The sequence below is a fragment of the Vibrio sp. HA2012 genome (assembly GCF_002812955.1).
GTDB lineage: Bacteria > Pseudomonadota > Gammaproteobacteria > Enterobacterales > Vibrionaceae > Vibrio.
Genome location: NZ_PFXK01000007.1, coordinates 148,588 through 171,230, shown reverse-complemented (window position 1 = coordinate 171,230; position 22,643 = coordinate 148,588). Strand labels below are relative to the sequence as shown.

18 protein-coding genes and 1 pseudogene are annotated in these 22,643 nt (G+C 49.0%); 6 read left to right on the top strand and 13 right to left on the bottom strand.

Annotated features, from left to right (window positions below; genetic code table 11):
- Positions 1 to 50: 50 nt before the first annotated feature.
- Both CSW98_RS13780 and glpX read right to left on the bottom strand, forming a co-directional pair.
- Positions 51 to 668 carry a helix-turn-helix transcriptional regulator gene (locus CSW98_RS13780; protein WP_100801132.1) on the bottom strand — a complete coding sequence of 206 codons (618 nt, stop codon included), beginning with the start codon at positions 666 to 668 and terminating at the stop codon, positions 51 to 53.
- A gap of 125 nt (positions 669 to 793) precedes the next feature.
- The gene (gene glpX, locus CSW98_RS13775; RefSeq protein WP_100801054.1) at positions 794 to 1,801 is read right to left on the bottom strand and encodes a class II fructose-bisphosphatase; all 1,008 of its coding nucleotides are present in this window, start codon (positions 1,799 to 1,801) and stop codon (positions 794 to 796) included.
- A 235-nt stretch (positions 1,802 to 2,036) separates the two neighbouring features.
- On the opposite strand from glpX, the gene zapB reads away from it, so the two are divergent.
- Positions 2,037 to 2,279 (top strand): cell division protein ZapB, encoded by a 243-nt coding sequence (zapB, locus tag CSW98_RS13770; protein WP_100801053.1) that lies wholly within the window; start codon positions 2,037 to 2,039, stop codon positions 2,277 to 2,279.
- Between the two features lie 78 nt (positions 2,280 to 2,357).
- Here the strand turns inward: zapB and rraA are convergent, their stop codons facing one another.
- The 7 genes and pseudogenes from rraA to priA all read right to left on the bottom strand — a co-directional run bounded on the left by rraA (position 2,358) and on the right by priA (position 10,179).
- A complete protein-coding gene (gene rraA / locus CSW98_RS13765; protein WP_100801131.1) occupies positions 2,358 to 2,918 on the bottom strand; it encodes a ribonuclease E activity regulator RraA in 561 nt (186 codons plus the stop codon).
- 72 nt (positions 2,919 to 2,990) lie between these two features.
- Positions 2,991 to 3,902 carry a 1,4-dihydroxy-2-naphthoate polyprenyltransferase gene (locus CSW98_RS13760; protein ID WP_100801052.1) on the bottom strand — a complete coding sequence of 304 codons (912 nt, stop codon included), beginning with the start codon at positions 3,900 to 3,902 and terminating at the stop codon, positions 2,991 to 2,993.
- A 111-nt stretch (positions 3,903 to 4,013) separates the two neighbouring features.
- The gene (gene hslU / locus CSW98_RS13755; RefSeq protein WP_100801051.1) at positions 4,014 to 5,348 is read right to left on the bottom strand and encodes an ATP-dependent protease ATPase subunit HslU; all 1,335 of its coding nucleotides are present in this window, start codon (positions 5,346 to 5,348) and stop codon (positions 4,014 to 4,016) included.
- Positions 5,349 to 5,379: 31 nt separating this feature from the next.
- A complete protein-coding gene (hslV, locus tag CSW98_RS13750) occupies positions 5,380 to 5,913 on the bottom strand; it encodes an ATP-dependent protease subunit HslV (RefSeq protein ID WP_100801050.1) in 534 nt (177 codons plus the stop codon).
- Between the two features lie 150 nt (positions 5,914 to 6,063).
- Entirely contained in the window at positions 6,064 to 6,606 is a 543-nt protein-coding gene (locus tag CSW98_RS13745; protein WP_100801049.1) for an SPOR domain-containing protein, read from the bottom strand.
- Positions 6,607 to 6,751: 145 nt separating this feature from the next.
- Positions 6,752 to 7,762: pseudogene (gene cytR / locus CSW98_RS13740) on the bottom strand (DNA-binding transcriptional regulator CytR); the annotation flags it as partial.
- Between the two features lie 215 nt (positions 7,763 to 7,977).
- Positions 7,978 to 10,179: a primosomal protein N' gene (priA, locus tag CSW98_RS13735; protein WP_100801047.1), complete on the bottom strand. Its 2,202-nt coding sequence runs from the start codon at positions 10,177 to 10,179 to the stop codon at positions 7,978 to 7,980.
- A gap of 267 nt (positions 10,180 to 10,446) precedes the next feature.
- Between priA and rpmE the strand changes: the two genes are divergently transcribed.
- Positions 10,447 to 10,665, top strand: a complete 219-nt coding sequence (gene rpmE, locus CSW98_RS13730) for a 50S ribosomal protein L31 (protein ID WP_100801046.1) — start codon at positions 10,447 to 10,449, stop codon at positions 10,663 to 10,665.
- 194 nt (positions 10,666 to 10,859) lie between these two features.
- A complete protein-coding gene (locus tag CSW98_RS13725) occupies positions 10,860 to 12,149 on the top strand; it encodes a malic enzyme-like NAD(P)-binding protein (RefSeq protein WP_100801045.1) in 1,290 nt (429 codons plus the stop codon).
- A 105-nt stretch (positions 12,150 to 12,254) separates the two neighbouring features.
- Here the strand turns inward: CSW98_RS13725 and metJ are convergent, their stop codons facing one another.
- Positions 12,255 to 12,572: a met regulon transcriptional regulator MetJ gene (gene metJ, locus CSW98_RS13720; protein ID WP_100801044.1), complete on the bottom strand. Its 318-nt coding sequence runs from the start codon at positions 12,570 to 12,572 to the stop codon at positions 12,255 to 12,257.
- A 210-nt stretch (positions 12,573 to 12,782) separates the two neighbouring features.
- Between metJ and CSW98_RS13715 the strand changes: the two genes are divergently transcribed.
- The 3 genes from CSW98_RS13715 (at position 12,783) to metF (ending at position 17,476) form a co-directional block, all read left to right on the top strand.
- Complete coding sequence (locus CSW98_RS13715; RefSeq protein WP_100801043.1) at positions 12,783 to 13,976, top strand: O-succinylhomoserine (thiol)-lyase; 1,194 nt, start codon at positions 12,783 to 12,785, stop codon at positions 13,974 to 13,976.
- Entirely contained in the window at positions 13,976 to 16,381 is a 2,406-nt protein-coding gene (locus CSW98_RS13710) for a bifunctional aspartate kinase/homoserine dehydrogenase II (RefSeq protein ID WP_100801042.1), read from the top strand. The genes CSW98_RS13715 and CSW98_RS13710 overlap by 1 nt, the downstream gene beginning before the upstream one ends.
- 207 nt (positions 16,382 to 16,588) lie before the next feature.
- Positions 16,589 to 17,476, top strand: a complete 888-nt coding sequence (metF, locus tag CSW98_RS13705) for a methylenetetrahydrofolate reductase (protein WP_100801041.1) — start codon at positions 16,589 to 16,591, stop codon at positions 17,474 to 17,476.
- A gap of 98 nt (positions 17,477 to 17,574) precedes the next feature.
- Here metF and CSW98_RS13700 read toward each other — a convergent pair whose 3' ends face one another.
- The 3 genes from CSW98_RS13700 to argE all read right to left on the bottom strand — a co-directional run bounded on the left by CSW98_RS13700 (position 17,575) and on the right by argE (position 22,569).
- Positions 17,575 to 18,114 (bottom strand): PadR family transcriptional regulator, encoded by a 540-nt coding sequence (locus CSW98_RS13700; protein ID WP_100801040.1) that lies wholly within the window; start codon positions 18,112 to 18,114, stop codon positions 17,575 to 17,577.
- A 429-nt stretch (positions 18,115 to 18,543) separates the two neighbouring features.
- Complete coding sequence (gene ppc, locus CSW98_RS13695; RefSeq protein WP_100801039.1) at positions 18,544 to 21,180, bottom strand: phosphoenolpyruvate carboxylase; 2,637 nt, start codon at positions 21,178 to 21,180, stop codon at positions 18,544 to 18,546.
- 249 nt (positions 21,181 to 21,429) lie between these two features.
- A complete protein-coding gene (gene argE, locus CSW98_RS13690) occupies positions 21,430 to 22,569 on the bottom strand; it encodes an acetylornithine deacetylase (protein WP_100801038.1) in 1,140 nt (379 codons plus the stop codon).
- Positions 22,570 to 22,643: the final 74 nt, after the last annotated feature.

Here is a 22,643-nt window from a genome sequence, read left to right as displayed (position 1 = left end):
CACCTTTTTAAGATTAGCGACTTTTTAAGAAGACCATTACCCTAAAAAGGTTATTTCTCCGTGATCAGATAGACACAGCGGCGTTCGCTGTTGATGATATGTTCTGAGCGTTCGATATGGCAGCTATCGCCCAGAAGCCGCTGAAAGACATTCAGTTCGGATTGGCAGAAAGAGGGACAGCGTTCGGCTGCTTTACAGATAGGGCAGTGGTTTTCGATCAGTGTAAAACCGGTTTCGCTCTGGTGCAGTTCAGCCATATAGCCTTCTTGCTCGCGCAATTGGGTCAGGCATTCCAGTTTCTGTTGCAGGGTCGTCTTTTTGGTTAACTGAGCCTGATAGCGATGAAACGTTTTATTTTCCCGCTCCTGCGCAACCTTATGGATGCCTTCCGTACCAAAAAGTGTTTCAACCGCTTCGATAACCTGAACACTGAGGTCATCGTGCCGGTCAGAAAAATAGGCATGGCCTTTTTCCGTCAGTGACCAGTTGCGGTTCGGACGGCCAACCTTAACCCTGACATCAAAAGATTCGATCATACCGTCATCTTCCAGTGCCTGAAGATGCTGACGGGCTCCCATAGTTGTCATGCCCAGATCCCCGGCCAGCTTTTTGGCTGTAATCGAGCCTTCGCGCTTGAGTTTATGCAGAATTTTTTCCGGGGTTTTCATAGGCACCATTTATCATTCGGGAAAAGTGAACAACCTTTATTATGAATGATGTTATTAATAAAGCAATTAATTGATAAAGTAAAGGCTCCGTGAAGGAGCCTTATTAATAGTAAGATGGTGAGAGATTAAAGAATAATATCTCTGACTTCCGGATCTTTACGTTCCAGATAGTGGGTCGATTTGATCCGGCGAATCGTACGGCAGCGCCCACGGATCAGCAGTGTTTCTGTTGTCGCAATATTGCCCTGACGGCTAATACCTTCCAGCAGATCACCTTTGGTAATGCCAGTGGCTGAGAACACGACATTATCGCTGCGAGCCATATCCGAGATCGGCAGGACAACACCGGCTTCCACTCCCATCTCTTTACAGCGAGACAGCTCCTGTTCACCAAAGGCCCGGTTTTCTTCCGTATCACCTTTGACTTCGTGACGCGGTAGAAGACGGCCATTCATATCACCATCCAGAGCCCGGATAACGGCTGCGGAAACGACACCTTCCGGTGCGCCACCGATACAGTACATCATGTCAACTTCACTGTCTGGCATACAGGTCAGGATAGATGCGGCTACGTCACCGTCCGGTACGGCAAAGACGCGAACGCCCATTTCCTGCATCTCTTTTATGACTTGTTCATGGCGTGGCTTGGCCAGAGTGATAACAACCAGAGTTTCCAGTGTCTTATTCAAAGCCTTAGCGACATTGTGCAGGTTTTCTTTCAACGGCTTATTCAGATCGATACAGCCTTTTGCCCCGGGTCCGACAACCAGCTTTTCCATATACATATCCGGAGCTTTCAGGAAGCTGCCTTTTTCACCCGCTGCCAGAACAGCCAGAGCATTCGCCTGACCCATGGCAGTCATGCGCGTCCCTTCAATCGGATCAACAGCAATATCAACGGCATCACCGCCAACACCGACCTGTTCTCCGATATAGAGCATTGGTGCATCGTCGATTTCACCTTCACCAATGACAATCTCACCGCTGATTTCAGTTTTGTTTAACAGGCAGCGCATCACTTCAACTGCGGCACCATCTGCAGCATTCTTATCGCCACGTCCAAGCCATTTATAACCTGCTAATGCGGCACCTTCGGTTACTCGTGAAAATGCCATCGCCAAATCGCGTTTCATCTCGACTCCAAATTAAAGGGGGGTATGTGAATATTTCGGCGCGATCTTACCATAGCCCGGTAGGAAACGTTTGCTTTTTTGCCTGTGCAGAATTTGCTGGTCCAGACTGGGGAAAAACAGGCATGGATGTTTTATTTTTAAGCATACGGCTGGAAAGGGCTGTATTGTTGTTGGTCATCGGCGGTACTCTGAGTAGAATAATGCGATAACAGAACGTTTTTATATAGGTAGGAAAATGTCATTAGAAATTCTGGAACAGCTGGAAGCGAAAGTTCAGACTGCTGTCGATACGATTACTCTGCTGCAGATGGAGCTGGAAGAACTGAAAGAGCAAAATCAGCAACTGATTTCTGAAGCGGAAAGTCTGAAAGGTGAGCGTACCGGGCTGGAAGAAAAAGCCAGTAAGATGGAAGCAGAACATAATGCATGGCAGGAACGTATCCGTACTCTGCTGGGTAAGATGGAAGACGTAGAATAAGTGATGGCCGGTGTGTTATCCGGGATCCTGAAAACAGAAGAGGCGCTGATTCAGCGCCTCTTTGTCAGATCCTTTGCATTATGAATCCATACGGTTACTGTCTTCGTCATCCGCATCTTCGATAAGATCGTAGTCGTCATCTTCGTCGATATTCAGCTCAGCATCCAGGGGCTCCTGAGACAGGATAATGCCGGTGTTATCGGCGTATAGGTAATCTTCCGGTAGAAAAGTCACCCCGCCAAAATTGACCGGTACGTCAATCTCTCCGATATCCTGTTGTGCTGCCCCGACAGGAATGGAAGCCAAAGCCTGAATGCCCACGCTCATATCTTCAAGTTCGTCGACTTCACGTACACAACCATAAACGACAATACCTTCCCATTCATTGTCTTCTGCCAGTGTTGCCAGTTCGGCATCGATCAACGCTTTTCTCAGTGAGCCGCCGCCATCGACCAGCAGAACCCGGCCATTACCGTCCTGCTCCAGAATGGAGCGGATCAGTCCGTTATCTTCAAAGCATTTTACCGTGGTAATTTGACCGGCGAACGATGCACTGCCGCCAAAGTTGCTGAACATCGGTTCTACAACGTCTACCTGATCCAAGTAAATATCGCAAAGTGCAGAGGTATTGTATTCCATATGCATCATCTCAGTAGCTGGTGATGTATTGAGTATATCGGCTCAGATAGCCAATGCAACGATAAGCATGAATTATCTTGTGAGAGTTTGCGAAATAACAATTAGTGAAAACAGAATGTTAGTAATAACAGCACACTTTACGATAACCGGCAGCATGGGGGCTATCTGCACTGGAGCCGTAGTATGCAGTACGGCATGCCCGTGACGGGCGATAACAGCGGCGGCCGGAATAAAAGGCAATAGCAGCCAGAAACCGGCCATATACAGCAGATAAGCAGCGAAAATAGTAAATGCTGTCCAGATAAGGATTAGATGATAGTGTTTTGCCCGTAATTCACCCAGCCGGACGGCAAAGGTATGTTTACCGCAGGCTCGGTCATTGTCTATATCCCGCATATTATTGATATTCAGTACGCCGGCTGCCAGCAATCCACTGGCGGTTGCCGGGATAAAAACACTGATATCAAGGTAACCGGTATGCAGGAAGAATGTACCGGCGACCCCCAGCAGACCAAAAAAAATAAAGACAGAAAGATCACCCAGACCGAGATAACCATAAGGTTTCTGACCAACGGTATAGGCGATAGCTGCAATAACAGCCAGTGCGCCTAAGCTGAGAAAAGTCAGGATATTGGTCAGGCTGTCCAGTGAATATAATACCAGTGCTAGTCCTGAGACCAGCGTCACCGTAATGTTGATAATAATGGCGGTTCTCATCTCCTGAGAGGTGACCCCTTGCTGCATGGCCCGAACCGGTCCCAGTCTGTGTTCATTATCGGTGCCTTTCTGGGCATCACCATAATCGTTCGCCAGATTGGAGAGGATTTGCAGCAGTGTGGCGGTGATCAGTGCCAGTAACATAATAATGAGTGAAAAATGCCCGTTTGCATGTGCCAGTGCGCTTCCGGTAATGATGGAGACCAGAGCCAGAGGGAGGGTTTTAGGCCGGAAGGCTTCCAACCAGATAGAAACGGACTTATTCATCGGACATATACCACAACATTAGATACCTGCAGTATACCAAGAGTCGATGGAATAAAAAGCCCACCTAAAGTGGTAGGAGGGCTTTTTGTTGTATTGGGAAAGGCGATTTGGCTACAGAATAAACCGGCTCAGATCTTCATCATCAACAAATTCACCCAGACGGTCTTTTACATAAGCGGCATCAATAGTCAGTGCTGAACCAGCCTGCTCGGTTGCATCGAACGAAATCTCATCCATCAGTCGCTCCATTACCGTATACAGGCGGCGGGCTCCGATATTTTCAGTGGTTTCATTCACTTGCCATGCGGCTTCAGCGATTTTTTCGATGCCGTCTTCGGTAAAGCTGACGGAGACATTTTCGGTCTGCATCAGGGCGATATACTGTTCGGTCAGAGACGCTTTCGGTTCGGTCAAAATACGCTTAAAGTCATTACTGGATAGGGCTTCCAGTTCTACACGGATAGGCAGACGACCCTGAAGTTCCGGGATAAGATCGGAAGGCTTGGCTACCTGAAATGCCCCGGAGGTAATGAACAGAATGTGATCGGTTTTGACCATACCGTGTTTGGTGGTAACGGTGCTGCCTTCAATCAGTGGCAGCAGGTCACGCTGAACGCCTTCCCGGGAGACATCCGGACCGGATACATCACCACGTTTACAGATCTTATCGATCTCATCGATAAATACGATACCGTGGTTTTCTACATTATCGATGGCCTGCGCTTTTAGATCTTCTGGATTGACCAGCTTTGCGGCTTCTTCTTCTATCAGGGCTTTCAGCGCATCTTTGATTTTCATCTTACGGCTTTTGGTGGTATTACCGCCCAGATTCTGAAACATACTCTGCAGCTGATTGGTCATCTCTTCCATACCTGGAGGAGCCATGATCTCAACCCCCATTTGTGGAGCGGCGACATCGATATCGATCTCTTTATCATCCAGTTGACCTTCACGCAGTTTTTTACGGAAGATCTGGCGGGTGTTAGAGTTATCTTCACCTTGAGTGTCAGATTGTCCCCAGGCGTCACGCGCCGGTGGCAGCAGGGTATTCAGAATGCGTTCTTCAGCATGTTCTTCAGCCCGGAATTTTACCTTTTCCATGGCCTGATGACGGGTCATCTTGATAGCGACATCCGTCAAGTCACGGATAATACTTTCAACTTCTTTACCGACATAACCAACTTCAGTAAATTTTGTTGCTTCGACCTTGATAAAAGGGGCATTAGCCAGTTTTGCCAGACGACGGGCGATCTCGGTTTTACCTACTCCGGTCGGGCCGATCATCAGAATGTTCTTTGGCGTAACTTCGGCTCTCAGGCTTTCTTCCAACTGCATACGACGCCAGCGGTTACGCAGTGCAATAGCCACCGAGCGTTTGGCTTTATCCTGACCGATAATATGGCGATTCAGTTCGTGTACAATCTCACGCGGAGTCATTTCAGACATACGTTGTTCCTTTATTCGGTTTTCGCTGCCATTATTCGGCCGCGATGTCTAATTCTTCAATGGTCTGGTAGTGGTTGGTAAAGACGCAGATATCACCGGCAATTGTCAGGGCTTTTTCTGCAATTTCCCGCGCATCAAGATCGGTATTTTCCAGCAGAGCTGTTGCTGCTGCCTGAGCATAGTTACCACCGGATCCGATAGCAATCAGGTCATTTTCCGGTTGTACTACGTCGCCATTCCCTGTGATGATCAATGAGGCTGTTTCGTCAGCAACAGCCAGAATGGCTTCCAGACGACGCAGAGCTCGATCACTGCGCCAGTCTTTTGCCAGTTCTACTGCGGCTTTAGTCAGGTGTCCCTGATGCATTTGCAGCTTGTCTTCAAAACGTTCAAATAGGGTAAAAGCATCGGCCGTGCCGCCGGCAAAACCAGCCAGAACCTTATTGTTATATAAACGGCGTACCTTGCGGGCATTTCCTTTCATGACGGTATTGCCCAGAGAAACTTGTCCGTCACCTGCGATGACAACTTTATTGTTACGACGTACGGATACGATGGTAGTCACGGGATAAACCTCTTCATACTTAATTTCACCAGTGGGATAACTGGGCTATAGAGGTTATATAAGGATGTTGGATCCGGAATTCAAGGGAAAGAAGTGGATGAAGATCATCCGCTTCTTTTCGTAAGGCATAATGCGGGGGGAAAGAAGGTATTACTGGGCATCTTTCCATATTTCACAGGGTTCGATTTTGGCTCTCTGCAGTTTATGTTTGTCGCGTTCGGCATCACGTTTGAATTTGTAAGGCCCTAACACAATCCGGTACCAGCTGCTATTTTCTTTCTTGCGGATCTTGCTGACCAATCCCTGAAAGGCAATATTAGCTTTACGTTCTTCTGCCTGTTGCAGTGTCTTAAACGCTCCGCACTGCATAATATAAGGGATTTCCGATACTTCCTGTTTTCTGGGTTGTACCTGGATCTCTTTATTTGGCAGATCGTTCTTGTACTGCCATTCTTCCTTCGGAAGAGGGGGGATTGGTGTGTGTTCTTTTTTAGCCGGTGCTGGCGTTGATTCTATGGTAGTGACCGGTGGTTCAGGATCCTGACTCAGAGTATACAGGCCATAGACAAATGCCCCTACAGCAACGATTGCCAGCAATCCGGCTTTCCACGGCAGTGTTTTTTTCTGTCTGGTTGGTTGTTTCCGGCTGGTCTTTTTCGACCCCTGGCCTCGTCTCACATAATCTTTAGCCACGGCTGCATTTCATTCAATATTTAAAGAAAAACTGGCCACATGGTAATCCAGATCAGAGACGGAAAACAATGGCTAATCGGTATGAAGGCGAAAATCAAACCGGAAACAACGCGGAAAGACGTCGCTGCCGGTGTATGGCAAATGGTTAAGTGAGAGGTGGTGCAGCGCTGTTGCGAACTACCAGTTTGGTTTCCAGCAGACGTGAAGCCGCACCGATTTCCCGGCCTTTCAACAGTTCCAGCATCATCAGCATTGCCTGACGGCCGATTTCGTAGCGAGGTTGAGATATGGTGGTTAGTGGCGGATCACAATACTGAGAAAACTGAATATCATCAAAACCGACAACCGACAGATCCTGAGGCACGCGCAGACCGAGCCTTTTGGCTTCCTGAATGGCACCAATCGCCATAATATCACAGTGACAGAAGATGGCTGTCGGAGGTTCCGGTTGAGCCAGTAGTTTTTTTACCGCTTTTGCTCCTCCGGCAAAAGTAAAGTCACTGTGTGCGGTATAGTCTGGATTCATCGGTATGCCTGCCCGGCGGAGAGCCTGCAGGTAACCCTGATTACGGAAATGACACAATGTGGCACTTTCTGGTCCGGAGATCTGTGCGACACGTTTGTGACCTAACTGTGTCAGATAGTTAACGGCTTCAAAAGAGGAAGTCAGGTTGTCGATATGCACAGTAGGGAGCTCCAGCTCCGGCGCATATTCACAGGCCATCACTAGTGGTGGCAGGTGCTTTTGTTCCGGTTTGCTGATGTCAAAAGGCAGAGCTGTGCCCAGCAGCAGCATACCGTCAGCCTGTTTGGTAAAGACCAGATTGACAAAAGAGCTTTCTCTTTTCTGCTGCTGACCGCTGTCGCCCAGAAGGATCAGATAGCCGTGTTCCATTGCCGCATCTTCTATGCCGCGAATAATTTCGCTGAAATAGGGGTCACAAATATCCGGAACGATGGCCACGATGGTTTTTGATTCATTTCTGCGCAGATTTCTGGCCAGAGAGTTAGGTGAATAGCCAGCTTCCAGTACGGCTTCTTCCACCCTTTTTCGTGTAGCAGAAGATACTTTTTCCGGGTTCATTAATGCACGGGAGACCGTAGCAGTAGAAACCCCTGCAAGCTGGGCAACATCCTTCATTGTCGCCATATAAGTTGACCTCTTTTGTCTTTTTCTGTTATCGAGCGAGGTTTAGGAACTGCAGCGCCCTCAAAAGGAGCATACCTAATGTTTAGCATTAAGTGTATGTATTTAATCCGTAATAAGTTACGGCGAGATTAACAGATTTTGCACCACTTGTGTGACCGTCTGCACATAAAACCGATAGAAACGACGTATTTTTCCTTATATGGCTGGATATATGCCTCACTTTAACTGAGATCCTGAGGTTCTATATCCATAGACCAGCGAACCTTTTTGCTTAATGGCAGCAGGTTGATTGCCGGTTTGGCGCTGTGCAGTAGTTGCTGCATGATCTTACGTGAGCTGGTCTGTAGCAGCAGTTGCCAGCGTACTTTTCCGGCACGCTTTGCCATCGGAGCCGGGATAGGGCCGAGCAGTAGACAAGAATCATCAAAAGCCGGATGGGCTTCTAGCGTATGCTTCAACTGGCGTAAAAATTCTTCAACCGTTTCGCCCTGATTGCTTTCGGCCCGGAACAGGGTCAGGAAAGTGAAGGGAGGTAATCCGGCCATTTTTCTTTCCTGAAGAGCCGTACGGGCAAAGTGATGATAATCCTTATACAGTAATGCCTGTAGCAGAGCGTGCTCCGGGTGGTGTGTCTGCAGAATGACTTCTCCGGGTTTACTGGCTCGTCCGGCACGGCCTGCAACCTGAATAAACAGCTGAGCCAGCCGCTCTGCTGCACGAAAATCGCTGCTGTAGAGTGAGCCGTCAACATCCAGCAGGCCGACCAGAGTTACATCTGGAAAATGATGCCCTTTTGCCAGCATCTGTGTACCGATTAGGATCTGATACTGTTTATTCTGAATCGCACTCAGAGCCTTTTCCAGGCTGCCTTTGCGCCGGGTACTGTCTCTGTCAATCCGGATGGCTTTGTATTCTGGAAACAGTTGAGCCAGATGCGCTTCCAGTTGTTCGGTTCCGACGCCGACCGTTACCAGATGGGTTGAGCCGCATGCCTGACACTGGTGGATCACCGGGCGCTGCGAACCGCAATGATGGCAACGTATTTCACCACTGTTCTGGTGGTAGGTATAATACGCATCGCAACGCTGACATCCTGCTATCCAGCCACATTCATGGCACATCAGTGCCGGCGAAAATCCACGCCGGTTAAGGAACAGCATAACCTGATTACCGGCATTCAGGTGTTTTCGCATCTGGGCAATCAGGGGGGCAGAAAGACCACTTTCCAGATACAGACCTTTGATATCCAGAACGCTGTGCCGGGCTGGAACGGCAGAACCCGCTCTCTGAGTCAGAGTCAGATGATGGTATTTTCCGTTCAGGGCATTGTGCAGTGTTTCCAAAGCCGGAGTGGCAGAGCCGAGTATGATAGGAATATCTTCCATATGGGCACGCATAATAGCCACATCCCGGGCATGATAACGTAGGCTGTCCTGCTGTTTGTATGAGGCGTCATGCTCTTCATCGACAATAATGATGCCGAGATGCCGGAACGGAGTAAACAGTGCCGAACGGGTACCAATGACGATACCGGCGTGTTTATCCCGGGCGGCAAGCCAGGCGTTGAGTCGTTCTGTATCATTCAGCCCGGAGTGGATCACGTCGACCGGAACATTGAAACGGCGTCTGAAGCGGTTGATGGTCTGCGGTGTCAGGCCTATCTCCGGTACCAGTACTAGAGCCTGCTTACCCTGCTCCAGTACAGGTTTAATCAAATTGAGGTAGACCTCTGTTTTGCCTGATCCGGTGACCCCTTCCAGCAGGTAACAGCCGAAGTGACTATTGCTGTTGACGGTGGCAATGGCTACGGCTTGTTCTGCGTTAAGGCGTGGTTTGCTGATATCCGCTTCGACGACATCCGGCCATGGTGTTGCCTGAGGTTTTATCTCTTTAGATTCAATCCAGCCTTTTTCCCGCAGTGTTTTAAGCACGGTTGAGGCGATTTCTTCATCCAGAATTGACTGGTGGGATACGGCACCTTTCTCCAGCATATGCATGACTCTGGCCTGTTGGATGGCCCGGCCAAATCCGCTCATCAACTGGTTTTTTCCTGATTCAGTCAACTGCCATTCTACCTGTGTAGCAAAATCAGCGGTTTTTCCTTTCCTCAGAGCAGACGGCATAGCATTGGCCAGAGTGTCTCCCAGAGGGTAAAGGTAAAACTGGCTGCACCAGAGCAGTAGCTGGTAGAGCGTTTCCGGCCAGACCGGTTCGCAGTCCAGTACCTGACGGATATTTTTCAGTTGTTCTAACGGAAAATCCGACTGATGACTGAGTGCCACGACGATACCGGTTAAGGTTTTTGGCCCAAAAGGAACCGATACCCGTCCGCCGATCACCGGAAACTGGTGTGGTGGTATCCGGTAATCGAATGTTTTGTCCAGAGGGACAGGAAGTGCTACACGGGCAATAGTCGGGCGCATGGTTTGTCGTATGGTTGTCTGCTGTGTTGTCGTACCGGGTGGTGCGTACTCAGGGTGAATAATCGGATGATCTTAAAGGAAGAAATCGAAAAGGAGAATAAAAACGCTGAAAAAAGTATCAAATCTGTTGATCCTGACCGGTGGATTCATTACTATACTGCGCCTTGACGGTTCAGTGTTAATGAACGCTGACTTTACTTTTTGACTCTACGTGTGGTGTCCGGCTCTGAATCGGATAGCGACGCGGCCTATTAATGAGGTTTTCCCATGAAAACAGGTATCCATCCTGAATACAAAGCTGTAAAAGCAACTTGTTCTTGCGGCAACTCTTTTGAGTTCAACTCTACTCTTGGTAAAGACACTATCCACCTGGACGTATGTGACAAATGTCACCCGTTCTATACTGGTAAGCAGCGTATCGTTGATACCGGCGGCCGTGTAGATCGCTTCAACAAACGTTTCGGTGCGCTTTCAAGCAAGAAATAAGACTGTTCATCAGTTTTATACCGAATCTGAAAAGGACGCTGCGGCGTCCTTTTTTCGTTCATTTAATTTATCTGTTTTCCGCTTGGTATTCGTAAAATTTCAATGGCACGCTCTAGGAAGTTTGAAGCAGATCGCCTAAAATTAACGCCACTTAATCGTTTTCGTTACCCCTAACTTCTCAGGAACCAAGCATAATGTCTTCAAAAACATCGTCCTCCGCCACGCCATCCGGTGATAACCGCAAAGAAGAACTTCGTCAGCAGGCGCTGCATTACCATGCTTATCCGACTGCCGGTAAAATCGCTGTCACTCTGACCAAACCTGCGGATTCTGTTGAGGATCTGGCTCTGGCTTACAGTCCGGGTGTGGCAGAACCGGTACGTGAAATCGCTCAGGACATTGATAATGTCTATAAATATACGGCCAAAGGTAACATGGTGGCGGTGATTTCTAATGGTACGGCGATTCTGGGACTGGGGAATCTGGGGCCAATGGCCTCTAAGCCGGTGATGGAAGGTAAGGCTCTGTTGTTTAAACGTTTTGCCGGACTGGATTCGATTGACATTGAAGTCAAACACCGCACTATCGATGAGTTTGTCGATACAGTGGCCAATATTGCCGATACCTTTGGTGGTATCAATCTGGAAGATATTAAGGCTCCTGACTGTTTCGAAATTGAACGTCGTCTGATTGAACGTTGTGATGTTCCGGTATTTCATGATGACCAGCACGGTACGGCCATTGTAACGGCTGCGGGTATGCTGAATGCGATTGAACTACAAGGTAAGGTGTTGTCGGAATCTACGATTGTCTGTTTGGGAGCCGGTGCGGCAGCTGTGGCTTGTATGGAACTGCTGATTAAGTGCGGTGCCCAGCGTGAGAAGATTTATATGCTGGATCGCAAAGGGGTAATTCATACCCGCCGGGACGATCTGAACGAATATAAGCAGTTGTTTGCCAACAATACCGATAAACGTACCCTGGAAGATGTGATTGAAGGTGCTGATCTGTTCCTGGGCGTTTCTGGTCCGGATTTGTTGCCACCGGAGGCTCTGAAGCTAATGGCTGACAATCCGGTCGTCTTCGCCTGTTCGAATCCGGATCCGGAAATCCAGCCGGAACTGGCTCACGGTGCGCGTCAGGATCTGATCATGGGAACCGGTCGTTCTGATTATCCGAATCAGGTGAATAATGTGATCTGTTTCCCGTTCCTTTTCCGTGGTGCTCTGGATGTCCGAGCCAGTGAAATCAACACTGAGATGAAGCTGGCTGCGGTAGAAGCCATTCGTCAGTTGGCGAAAGAGCCGGTTCCTGATGAAGTGAAGAAAGCCGCTGGTGTGACTGAACTGGAATTTGGTTCGGAGTATATTCTTCCGAAACCGATGGATCCGCGTCTGTTACCTCGGGTCGCTAAAGCGGTTGCTCAGGCTGCCGTGGATTCCGGTGTTGCCAGAATTGGTATGCCGAAAAACTACATGGCATAAGATACGCTTAAGAAGAGTATGTTCGATAGAAATACAGAGTGGGTGTGCAAGGCATCATACTCTGTATTTCTTTCTCGGGAACACTATTTTTCTTTCTCGGGAGCTCTAGTCATCAAACGATTCGAATTCGATACCCATTTCTGTCATCAGCGCTTTGGCTTCTGTCGGGATATCATCCGGACGATCTTTTCTTAAATCTTCATCTGTTGGCAGGGGCTGGCCTGTGTAGGCATGCAGAAAAGCTTCACACAGCAGTTCACTGTTTGTGGCATGGCGCAGGTTGTTGATCTGACGGCGTGTACGTTCATCCGTCAAAATCTTCAGTACTTTCAACGGGATTGATACCGTAATCTTTTTTACCTGCTCATTTTTCTTCCCATGCTCCGCATAGGGACTTAAATATTCGCCGTTCCAGTCAGCCATTACGCACCTTCGATCTAAAATAATAAGGATCCCGTGATTATGAATCGATTCGGGAAGCAAAACTAATAGTCACGAATTTTATCCGGATTTACTGCCATAAGCAAAGACATATAGACGTCTAGAGCTATTGACGTCTTAAAAAACTCCAAGTAAAGTGACTGAGTGCTCAACATACATAATGACCTGCAACCATCAGGAAAGGAATTCCCTATGTCCGATTCAACCCCTAAAGCCAGCCCAATTTTTCAGCAGAATACCATTGCGGTTCGTACCGGTATTGAGTCCGACACTCAGCACCATGCCGTGGTTCCGCCCATTTATCTTTCAACGAATTATGCGTTTCCGGCATTGGGTGATGTGCCTGAATATGATTACACCCGATCCGGTAACCCTACCCGTACGCTGCTGGAGCAGGCTCTGACCGATCTGGAATCTGGTGAAGGTGCCGTTGTCACCAACTGTGGCACGGCAGCACTGAATCTGCTGGTATCGGCTTATTTGTCACCGGATGATCTGATTGTGGCACCGAATGACTGCTATGGTGGTACATACCGTTTATTTAACAGCAGAGGGAATAAGGGTGATTTTAAGGTGCTGTTTGTTGACCCGTCGGATGAGCAGGCGATGCAGGCTGCACTGGCTCGCCGGCCAAAGCTGATCCTGCTGGAAACGCCGTCCAACCCTCTGGTTCGGGTAACGGATATCGAAAAAATCTGCGTACAAGCCAGACAGGCTGGAGCATTAGTTGCGGTGGACAATACCTTTCTGACGCCGATATATCAAAAACCTCTGGCGTTGGGGGCCGATTTTGTTATTCACTCTACGACAAAATATATCAACGGACATTCCGATGTGATTGGTGGTGTGATTGTGGCTGCCCGGAGAGAACACGCTGAAGAACTGGCCTGGTGGGGGAACTGTCTGGGGTCGACAGGAACGCCGTTTGACAGCTATATGACGCTGCGGGGGATCCGCACTCTGGGAGCCCGAATGCGTACCCATGAAGAAAATGCTAACGCAGTTCTGGCTTATCTGCAGCAGTCAGAGCAGGTCGCTACGATCTATCATCCGAGTCTGCCGGAGCATAAAGGTCATGACATAGCCAAAAAACAGCAAAAAGGATTCGGCTGCATGCTTAGCTTTGAATTTAACGGCTCGCAGGCTCAATTGGAAACATTTATCGGTCAACTGAAGTTGTTTTCTCTGGCTGAGTCTCTGGGGGGCGTGGAGAGTCTTATCTGTCATCCGGCATCAATGACACACAGAGCGATGGACGATAAAGCTCAGCAACAAGCCGGAATTAAACCGACACTTCTGCGTTTATCGATTGGCCTTGAGGATCATCGGGATCTGATCGCCGATTTGGAACAAGCATTCAATACGGTTCAGGAGGACAAAAAATAATGACCGTTTCTCGTCAGTTGCATAAATTTGGTGGCAGTAGCCTGGCCAACCCAGAGTGTTATAAAAGGGTGGTAACGATTCTGTCTAAGTATTCGGAAGATAATGATTTAGTTGTTGTTTCTGCTGCCGGAGATACCACTAACCGTCTGATTGAATGGACGCATGCCCTGTATAAAGACGGGCGACTGGCTCATGAATTACTGATGGGTATCCGTGATTTTCAGTCAGCGCTGATCGAGGCGCTGCTGGCTAACCCTGAGCCTTATCTGCAAACACTGCATCAGGAAATTTCGGCACTGGGAGAATTGGCTGCACCTTTAACTGAAGCGGAAAGTGCAGCAGCACTTGCGCACGGTGAATTGTGGTCATCGCGTCTGTTGGCACAACTGCTGGTGGACAGTCAGTTACCAGCTGTTGCTCTGGATGCGCGGGCATTTTTACGTGCGGAACGGGCGACTCAGCCAGAGGTTGATCGTGCTCGTTCCTGGCCACTGCTCCGAGAAGCTCTGGCACAGCATTCCGGTCACCGGGCCATCATTACCGGTTTTATGGCCAGAAATGATCAGGGAGAGACAGTATTGCTGGGTCGTAATGGTTCTGATTATTCTGCAACCGTTATTGGCGCATTGGCAGAAGCGCATAAAGTGACCATATGGAGTGATGTTGCTGGTGTATACAGCGCCGATCCGCGTAAGGTCAGCGATGCCTGCCTTCTGCCTCTTCTGCGTCTGGATGAAGCCAGTGAACTTGCCCGTCTTGCGGCTCCTGTGTTGCACAGCCGGACATTGCAGCCGGTTTCCCAGAGTGCGGTTAATCTGGAGCTGCGTTGCAGCTATCAGCCGGAAACAGGTTCAACCCGTATTGAGAGAGTTCTGGCGTCCGGACGGGGAGCCAAGATCATTACGTCTCTGGACGATGTGATGCTGATAGACATTAATTTTGGTCATCAGCATGATTTTGAGCGTGCCGCAGAGGAAGCGTTGCAGGCACTGATCCGGGCACAGCTGCAGCCTCTGGCATGGGACAGTCAGCCGGATCAAACTTGTATCCGGCTTGCCTATACTCAGGAAGTCGCTTCCGGAGCTTTGCGTTATCTGCAAGAGCTGGCACTGGCTGCTGAAATCCGGCTGAAAGAGGGCTATGTTATGGTTGCGGTTGTCGGGGCCGGTGTTGCTAATAATCCGATCCACAGTCACGGTTTTTATCAGCAATTGAAAAATGCACCGGTGGAATTTATCCGGGAATCAGAGTCTCAACTCAGTATGGTTGCGGTATTGCGCCAGACTGATACGGCTCTGTTGGTACAGAATATCCACACCCATTTATTTCAGGCTCAGAAGCGTGTGGCGCTGGTGTTGTGTGGTAAAGGTAATATCGGTTCCAGCTGGGTTGAGTTGTTTAGCAAACAGAAGGCTGAGCTGGAAAGACGCCGGGGTATGAGCTTTGATCTGATTGGTATGCTGGATCAACAGCGGTACTGGCTGGATTTTCAGGGCCTGGATCCGGAAACTGCACTAAGCTGTTTTAATGACGAAGCCGTTGCTAACGACGGAAAAGAATGGCTGGAAAAGCTGAGTCATCAAACGATTTTTGATGAAGTGATTGTTCTGGATGTGACGGCAAGTGAAGTACTTGCCCGGCAGTACCCGGATATTGCTGAGCGTGGTTTGCACCTGATTTCAGCCAATAAGGTAGCCGGTTCGGCATCAGGTCATTTTTATCATAAGGTGCAGGATGCGTTTGCTAAGACAGGTCGTTACTGGTTGTATAATGCGACGGTCGGAGCTGGACTGCCGGTGAATCATACCGTGCAGGATCTGAAGCAGAGCGGAGATGATATTCATGGCCTCTCGGGGATTTTTTCCGGCACGCTGTCATGGCTGTTTCAGCAGTTCGACGGCAGCATTCCTTTTATCGATCTGGTGGATCTGGCTTGGCAACAGGGGCTGACAGAGCCGGATCCCCGTTCGGATCTGGACGGTTCGGATGTGATGCGTAAATTGGTGATTCTGGCACGAGAATCGGGACTGGCGCTGGAGCCAGAGCAGGTTAAAGTCGAATCTCTGGTACCTGAAGCGCTGCGGGCTCTGCCTCTGGACGATTTTTTTGAACAGGGGCATATACTGAGTGATGCTCTGGCTGAGCGTCTGAATAAGGCGCAGCGGGAAGACAAAGTGCTGCGTTATGTCGCCCGTCTGGAAAAAAACGGTCAGGCAACTGTTGGTATTGAAGCATTACCCAAAGAACATGCGCTGGCGAATTTGTTACCCTGCGATAATATTTTTGCGATTGAAAGTGCCTGGTATAAAGATAATCCGTTGGTGATCCGGGGGCCGGGAGCGGGTAAGGCAGTGACGGCAGGAGCCATTCAGTCGGATATCAACCGGCTGTCGGGGATGCTTTAACAGGCGCTCAGTATGCAGGAGAGATACTCCGAATCCCTGAGATAAGAAAACGGTTGTTCCTGAGCTAAGCTCATTATCAATATGAATAAAATTCATGGTTATACGATTGACATTAATCTTTATTCATTACATTCTATAGCCATATAGACGTCTAAACGTAAAATAACAACAGATACAACATCGTGACAGTTCCACAGGGAGAAAGGTATGGGCTACACACACGCAAGCCATATAGATGCACTGAACCAGAATATTGCTGAGCTGAGCAATATCAATGTCTCTTTTGAGTTCTTTCCGCCAAGCAGTGAGAAGATGGAAGAAACGTTGTGGAATTCGGTTCACCGCCTGAAAACGCTGCAGCCAAAATTTGTTTCTGTGACTTACGGTGCGAATTCCGGAGAGCGTGATCGTACCCATTCGATTATCAAAGAAATTAAACAGCAGACCGGCCTGATTGCTGCACCGCATCTGACCTGTATTGATGCGACTCGTGATGAACTGAAAGTGATAGCAGAAGATTACTGGCAGAACGGTATCCGCAATATTGTGGCACTGCGTGGTGATATTCCTTCGGGTGGTGGTGCTCCGGAAATGTATGCCTCTGATCTGGTTGAGTTGCTGAAATCACTGCACGATTTTGATCTTTCTGTGGCCGCGTTTCCAGAGGTACACCCGGAAGCAAAAAGTGCTCAGGCAGATCTGCTGAATCTGAAGCGTAAAGTCGATGCCGGTGCAAACCGGGCGATTACTCAGTTCTTCTTTGATGTGGAAAGCTATCTGCGTTTTCGTGACCGCTGTGTGGCAACAGGGATTGATGTAGAGATTGTTCCGGGTATTCTGCCGGTGTCCAACTTTAAGCAGGCTTCCCGCTTTGCAGCGGTAAATAATGTAAAAGTACCGGGATGGATGGCTCGTCAGTTTGATGGTCTGGATGATGATCCTGTCACCCGTCAGATGGTTGGGGCAAGTCAGGCTATTGATATGGTGCGGGTACTGAGTCGGGAAGGGGTGAAAGATTTCCACTTCTATACACTGAATCGCGCTGAAATGACTTATGCACTGTGTCATACGCTGGGTGTTCGCCCGCAGAAGTAATCGGGAAAACTGAAAAGGATGAAAGCGTGAGCCTTCATCCTTTTTTTATACCCTGACGGCAGACGCAGGATCGGTCAGGGAAGGGTGGATGCAATCAATCAGGCGATTTCATCCAGTTCGGCCAGCACTTCTTCTGCCCAGTTAATCCATGCTTCACGCATAAACAGATTACGACGTAGAGTCAGACGCTCCAGACGAGCCTGTTTACTTAGTGTGGCCGGATTCGGATAGAAGTTTGCTTCCAGCTCGGTATAGGTGGCAACTAACTGTTTCGATTCTTCGATCAGGTTGGTTACCTGGCTCTTAAATTCAGCCGGATTCTCAATAGCACAGGCCATCAGTTTTGCCGAGAACTCATCACGCACAGTCGTTTGTGCTGTTGGCCGTGCAAACCATTCAGACAGGGCCTTACGTCCCTTATCAGTGATGGAATACACCTTACGATCGGGTTTACCTTCCTGTGGTTGCAGCTCACAGGTTACCATATCGTGCTGAGCCATTTTGTTCAGTTCCCGGTAGACTTGCTGATGGCTGGCTTTCCAGAAATAGCCAATGCTGTAAGAGAACTCTTTGGTTATATCGTAGCCAGTAGCATCTCGTGTGCTCAGAACTGTCAGTATTACGTGTGGTAATGACATGTCTTCAATCCAAATATAAGAAATTATTAAGTAAAATGTTCAGGCGGTATGAGTGATTCTTCTGTCACTTTGACAACGGTTTCACCCACCCAAACATGACCAGTCCGAATGATCCCGGATGGTAATGTCACCTTACTAATAACCGTTTAATCACCTAGCAGGTTTTCTTTCTGTCAGTAATCGTTTCTGTTTCCGCTGACAAAATTAACGGGTGCAGCAAATCGGATAACAGAAAAGATACTTATTGTGTCTGTTTTTAAGTATAGCTGATGCACAGCGGGGCGTAGCATATCTTAAAATATAAGCATAAAGTAGAATAGGTTCCCATATTGTCCATAAAATAAACGCATTGACTATAAAGATGATAAAAACAAAAAAAAAGACCACAAATGGTGGTCTTTTTGTCTGCTATTTGGTGTTTTGTCTGGTTTAACCTGTGTTTCTCATACCGGCTGCAATACCGGCAATCGTCACCATCAGAGCTTCTTCCAGCTCTTGAGACGGTGCTTGTATCTGACGGGTTCTGTACAGAAGCTCGGCCTGCAGAATATTCATCGGCAGGATATAGACGTTGCGCAGACGGATAGACTCCAGTCCCCACGGATCTCTTTGCATCAGGTTCTCATTGTTTTCAACATTCAGCACGGCTTTGATGTCTTTTTTTAGCTGTTCGCGCAGGTTGTCACCCAGACGCCACAATGACTTATCCGTCAGCCTCTGATCGTAATAACGGGACATTTCCGGGTTACATTTGGAGTATACCATCTCCAGCATACCCAGGCGGGTAGAAAAGAAAGGCCATTCCCGGCACATCTCTTCCAGTAGTGCCTGATGTCCGTGGTCGATGGAATACTGAATGGATGCTCCTGCTCCCAACCATGCCGGAAGAACCAGACGGTTCTGACTCCAGGAGAAGATCCACGGAATGGCCCGCAGGCTTTCTACCCCACCTTTCGGGTTGCGTTTGGCTGGACGGGAGCCTAAAGGCAGTTTGCCCAGTTCCTGTTCCGGTGTGGCTGCACGGAAGTAAGGGACAAAATCCGGTTCACCACGTACAACATCGCGATAGGCTTCACAGGAAACCTGTGACAACACTTCCATCAGATCGCGCCATTCCTGTTTGGGTTCCGGTGGTGGAAGCAGGTTTGCTTCCAGAATCGCACTGGCATACATGTTGAAACTGTTTACAGCCACTTCCGGCAGACCCAGTTTAAAGCGGATCATTTCACCCTGCTCCGTTACCCGTAGCCCGCCTTTCAGGCTTTTCGGTGGCTGAGATAAAAGTGCCGCATGAGCCGGAGCCCCTCCCCGGCCGATTGTTCCGCCCCGGCCATGGAACAGAGTCAGTTCAATGCCGGTATCTTCTGCTACTCTGACCAGTTTTTCCATCGCGCTGTATTGCGCCCATCCGGCAGCCATAGCTCCGGCGTCTTTGGCTGAATCAGAATAGCCGATCATGACCATCTGATGATTCTGGATAAACCCACGATACCAGTCGATATCCAGCAGTTGCTTAATCACGGCTTCAGAATTATTCAGGTCGTCCAGAGTTTCAAACAGCGGGCAGACATCCATACGGAAACGGCATCCGGATTCCTGCAGCAACAGATGTACTGCCAGTACATCTGACGCCGTACGTGCCATAGAGATAACATAAGCCCCAAAGGCTTCACGGGACTGAGCAGCAACAATCTTACAGGTATCCAGAACCTCCTGAACGTCGGAAGAAGGCTGCCAGTCGCGAGGAAACAGAGGGCGTTTGGAACTCAGCTCTTTTACCAGAAAGGCAATTTTGTCCTGCTCGCTCCACTGATCGTAGTCACCCAGTCCCAGATAACGGGTCAGTTCGGACAGGACGTCTGAGTGGCGGGTACTTTCCTGACGGATATCCAGACGCACCAGATGGATGCCGAAGGCCTTGATTCGGCGTAATGTATCCAGAAGGGCACCATCGGCAATCACGCCCAGCCCGCATTCGTGCATGGATTCGTAACAGGCATGCAGTGGCTGCCACAGTTGTTCGACGTTTTCCAGTATCGGTTTATCCGCTGCATTCTCACCTTTCAGTACCGCATTCAGTACTTCCAGTGTATTTCTCAGCAGCACCCGAATGCCTTTCAGCACGACCCGGTAAGGTTCGTGTGCATCGTCACCGGCCATTGCACGCACTGTGGCATTACAACTGGTCATCGACAGTTCACTGACCAGTTCCTGAATATCGCCCAGATAAAGGTCGGCGGCTTTCCAGCGGGACAGCAGCAGTACTTCACGGGTGACTTTGTGGGTGACAAACGGATTACCGTCCCGATCGCCGCCCATCCAGGAAGAAAAATGCACCGGACGAGCGTCAATGGGCAGGCCTTCTTCCAGATACTCTTGCAGGCGTTCATCCAGGTCACGCAGAAATTCCGGTACGGCTTTCCACAGCGAGTTTTCTACCACGGCATATCCCCACCGGGCTTCATCCAGTGGTGACGGACGGTTTTTGCGCATATCGTCAGAATGCCATGCCTGAGCAATCAGTTGTTCCAGGCGCTGTTCATTTTTCTGGCGTTCTTTGGGGGACAGATCGGTCAGTTCAAGCTGAGACAGGCACTTATTGATTTTGACCAGCTTGTTGATCATGGTGCGACGGGCAATTTCCGTCGGATGAGCGGTCAGAACCAGCTCAATATTCAGATTACGTACCGATTCAGCGGTTTCCTGTTTGCTGATGTTATTGCTGCTGAGTTTAGAAAAAAGAGTGTTGATGGCATCCGGTTCACACACGTGGGATTCGCAGTGACGGGAAATAGTGTGGTACTGCTCAGCAATATTGGTCAGATTCAGAAACTGGTTAAATGCCCGGGCAACGGGAAGCAGTTGATCGTCAGGAAGTGTTGAAATTTCCCGGATCAGCGCATTACGGGCTTCCTGATCATTGTTGCGTTCGGCAGACTTGGACAGCGTACGGATAAGCTCTACTTTTTCTAAGATCGCTTCTCCGTGCGCACTTTTTATGGTGTTGCCAAGTAGATGGCCCAGCATGCGCACATTGCCTTTGAGCGCCGCATATTTCTCGTTCATGGTCGTCCTGCCTCGAAAATAAATTACATCGATGAATCCTTGTTAGTGAGTGTAATCTAGCTAAATTCTGTGGCGCTAGTCAAATAATCGGTAGGAGTTAATGAATTTAATGGCTCTTATTTGACTTTGGTCATTTATCCAGTTTTCGGATGTATGGTTGCGTGAAATTAAATTTCATTTTTGCAGGGATAGGGACTGAAATACACAGGCCTCCCGTTGCGAGAGGCTGTGACAGTAAGCACAGGTGTATCAGAGAAAACAGCTGCGCTGAATGGTTTGGGTAAGAATGTCGATTGTTGGCCGGATAAAGTCGAATGACAGGTATTCGTCCGGTTGGTGAGCCTGAGCGATAGAACCCGGTCCCATCACCAGTGTCGGACATACCTGATTCAGGAACGGCGCTTCGGTACAGTAGTTAACCGTTTCTGACGGCGTTGCACAAATCTCTTCCATCTCGCGGATAAATGGATGTCCGTGGGCACATTCATAACCGGGGATAGCGTCGTGCAGAGGCGTAATCGCTATTCTGCCCGGCCATCTGGCTTCTACTTCGGCCAGTGCGCCGCGCAGCATATTGTTCAGCCCATCCAGACTGATCCCCGGAAGAGGACGCACATCATAGTGCAGCTCACAGCAACCACAGATCCGGTTGGCGCTGTCACCACCATGAATATGACCCAGATTCAGTGTCGGGTTGGGAATCGCAAATCCCGGGTGATGGTATTCTTTAATCAGCTTGTCCCGGAGCTGCAGCATAGCAAACAGTACTTCATGCATAATCTCGATGGCATTTACACCCAGTGACGGATCGGATGAATGTCCGGATTTTCCTGTCACCCGGATAGCATTTGCTACATGTCCCTTATGAGCCCGAACCGGTATCAGTTCTGTCGGTTCGCCAATCAGGCAGTAGTCCGGCTGGATTTGATGGTGTTCGGTAAAATGCCGGGCACCGGCCATGGTAGTTTCTTCATCACAGGTCGCCAGTATATAGAGGGGTTTGGTTTGCCTGCTCCAGTCAATATGCCGGACGGTTTCGACAATAAAGGCAAAGAATCCTTTCATATCTGCTGTGCCCAGCCCGTAAAAACGGTTATTGCTCTCTGTCAGGTTATGGGGATCAAAACTCCAGCGCCCCTCATCAAAAGGTACGGTGTCGGTATGTCCGGCCAGCAAGAGCCCGCCGCTGCCGCTGCCTTTTGTGGCCAGCATGTTCATTTTTCCCGGTTCAACTTCGGTGACTTCAACGGAGAAATCCAGATCCCGGAACCAGGTTGCCAGAAGTTCGATTACTTTTGCATTTCCCTCATCCCACTTAGGATCACTGGAGCTGATGGATGAGGTAGAAATCAGGCCTCTGTAGACCCCTGTAAAATCAGGTAATTGCATAATATCTTCGCTTCCACTATTGACATATAATCCCTAAGAGGATAAAAAGCATATTAAATCATTATTTGTGAATA

Bases quoted from the DNA above. Each gene is read 5' to 3' on its own strand.
- argE (WP_100801038.1), bottom strand. From the start codon at position 22,569: ATGCAATTACCTGATTTTACAGGGGTCTACAGAGGCCTGATTTCTACC.
- hslU (WP_100801051.1), bottom strand. From the start codon at position 5,348: ATGTCTGAAATGACTCCGCGTGAGATTGTACACGAACTGAATCGCCAT.
- CSW98_RS13700 (WP_100801040.1), bottom strand. From the start codon at position 18,114: ATGTCATTACCACACGTAATACTGACAGTTCTGAGCACACGAGATGCT.
- metF (WP_100801041.1), top strand. From the start codon at position 16,589: ATGGGCTACACACACGCAAGCCATATAGATGCACTGAACCAGAATATT.
- CSW98_RS13710 (WP_100801042.1), top strand. From the start codon at position 13,976: ATGACCGTTTCTCGTCAGTTGCATAAATTTGGTGGCAGTAGCCTGGCC.
- CSW98_RS13780 (WP_100801132.1), bottom strand. From the start codon at position 668: ATGAAAACCCCGGAAAAAATTCTGCATAAACTCAAGCGCGAAGGCTCG.
- metJ (WP_100801044.1), bottom strand. From the start codon at position 12,572: ATGGCTGACTGGAACGGCGAATATTTAAGTCCCTATGCGGAGCATGGG.
- glpX (WP_100801054.1), bottom strand. From the start codon at position 1,801: ATGAAACGCGATTTGGCGATGGCATTTTCACGAGTAACCGAAGGTGCC.
- CSW98_RS13760 (WP_100801052.1), bottom strand. From the start codon at position 3,902: ATGAATAAGTCCGTTTCTATCTGGTTGGAAGCCTTCCGGCCTAAAACC.
- CSW98_RS13715 (WP_100801043.1), top strand. From the start codon at position 12,783: ATGTCCGATTCAACCCCTAAAGCCAGCCCAATTTTTCAGCAGAATACC.
- rraA (WP_100801131.1), bottom strand. From the start codon at position 2,918: ATGGAATACAATACCTCTGCACTTTGCGATATTTACTTGGATCAGGTA.
- priA (WP_100801047.1), bottom strand. From the start codon at position 10,179: ATGCGCCCGACTATTGCCCGTGTAGCACTTCCTGTCCCTCTGGACAAA.
- rpmE (WP_100801046.1), top strand. From the start codon at position 10,447: ATGAAAACAGGTATCCATCCTGAATACAAAGCTGTAAAAGCAACTTGT.
- ppc (WP_100801039.1), bottom strand. From the start codon at position 21,180: ATGAACGAGAAATATGCGGCGCTCAAAGGCAATGTGCGCATGCTGGGC.
- zapB (WP_100801053.1), top strand. From the start codon at position 2,037: ATGTCATTAGAAATTCTGGAACAGCTGGAAGCGAAAGTTCAGACTGCT.
- CSW98_RS13725 (WP_100801045.1), top strand. From the start codon at position 10,860: ATGTCTTCAAAAACATCGTCCTCCGCCACGCCATCCGGTGATAACCGC.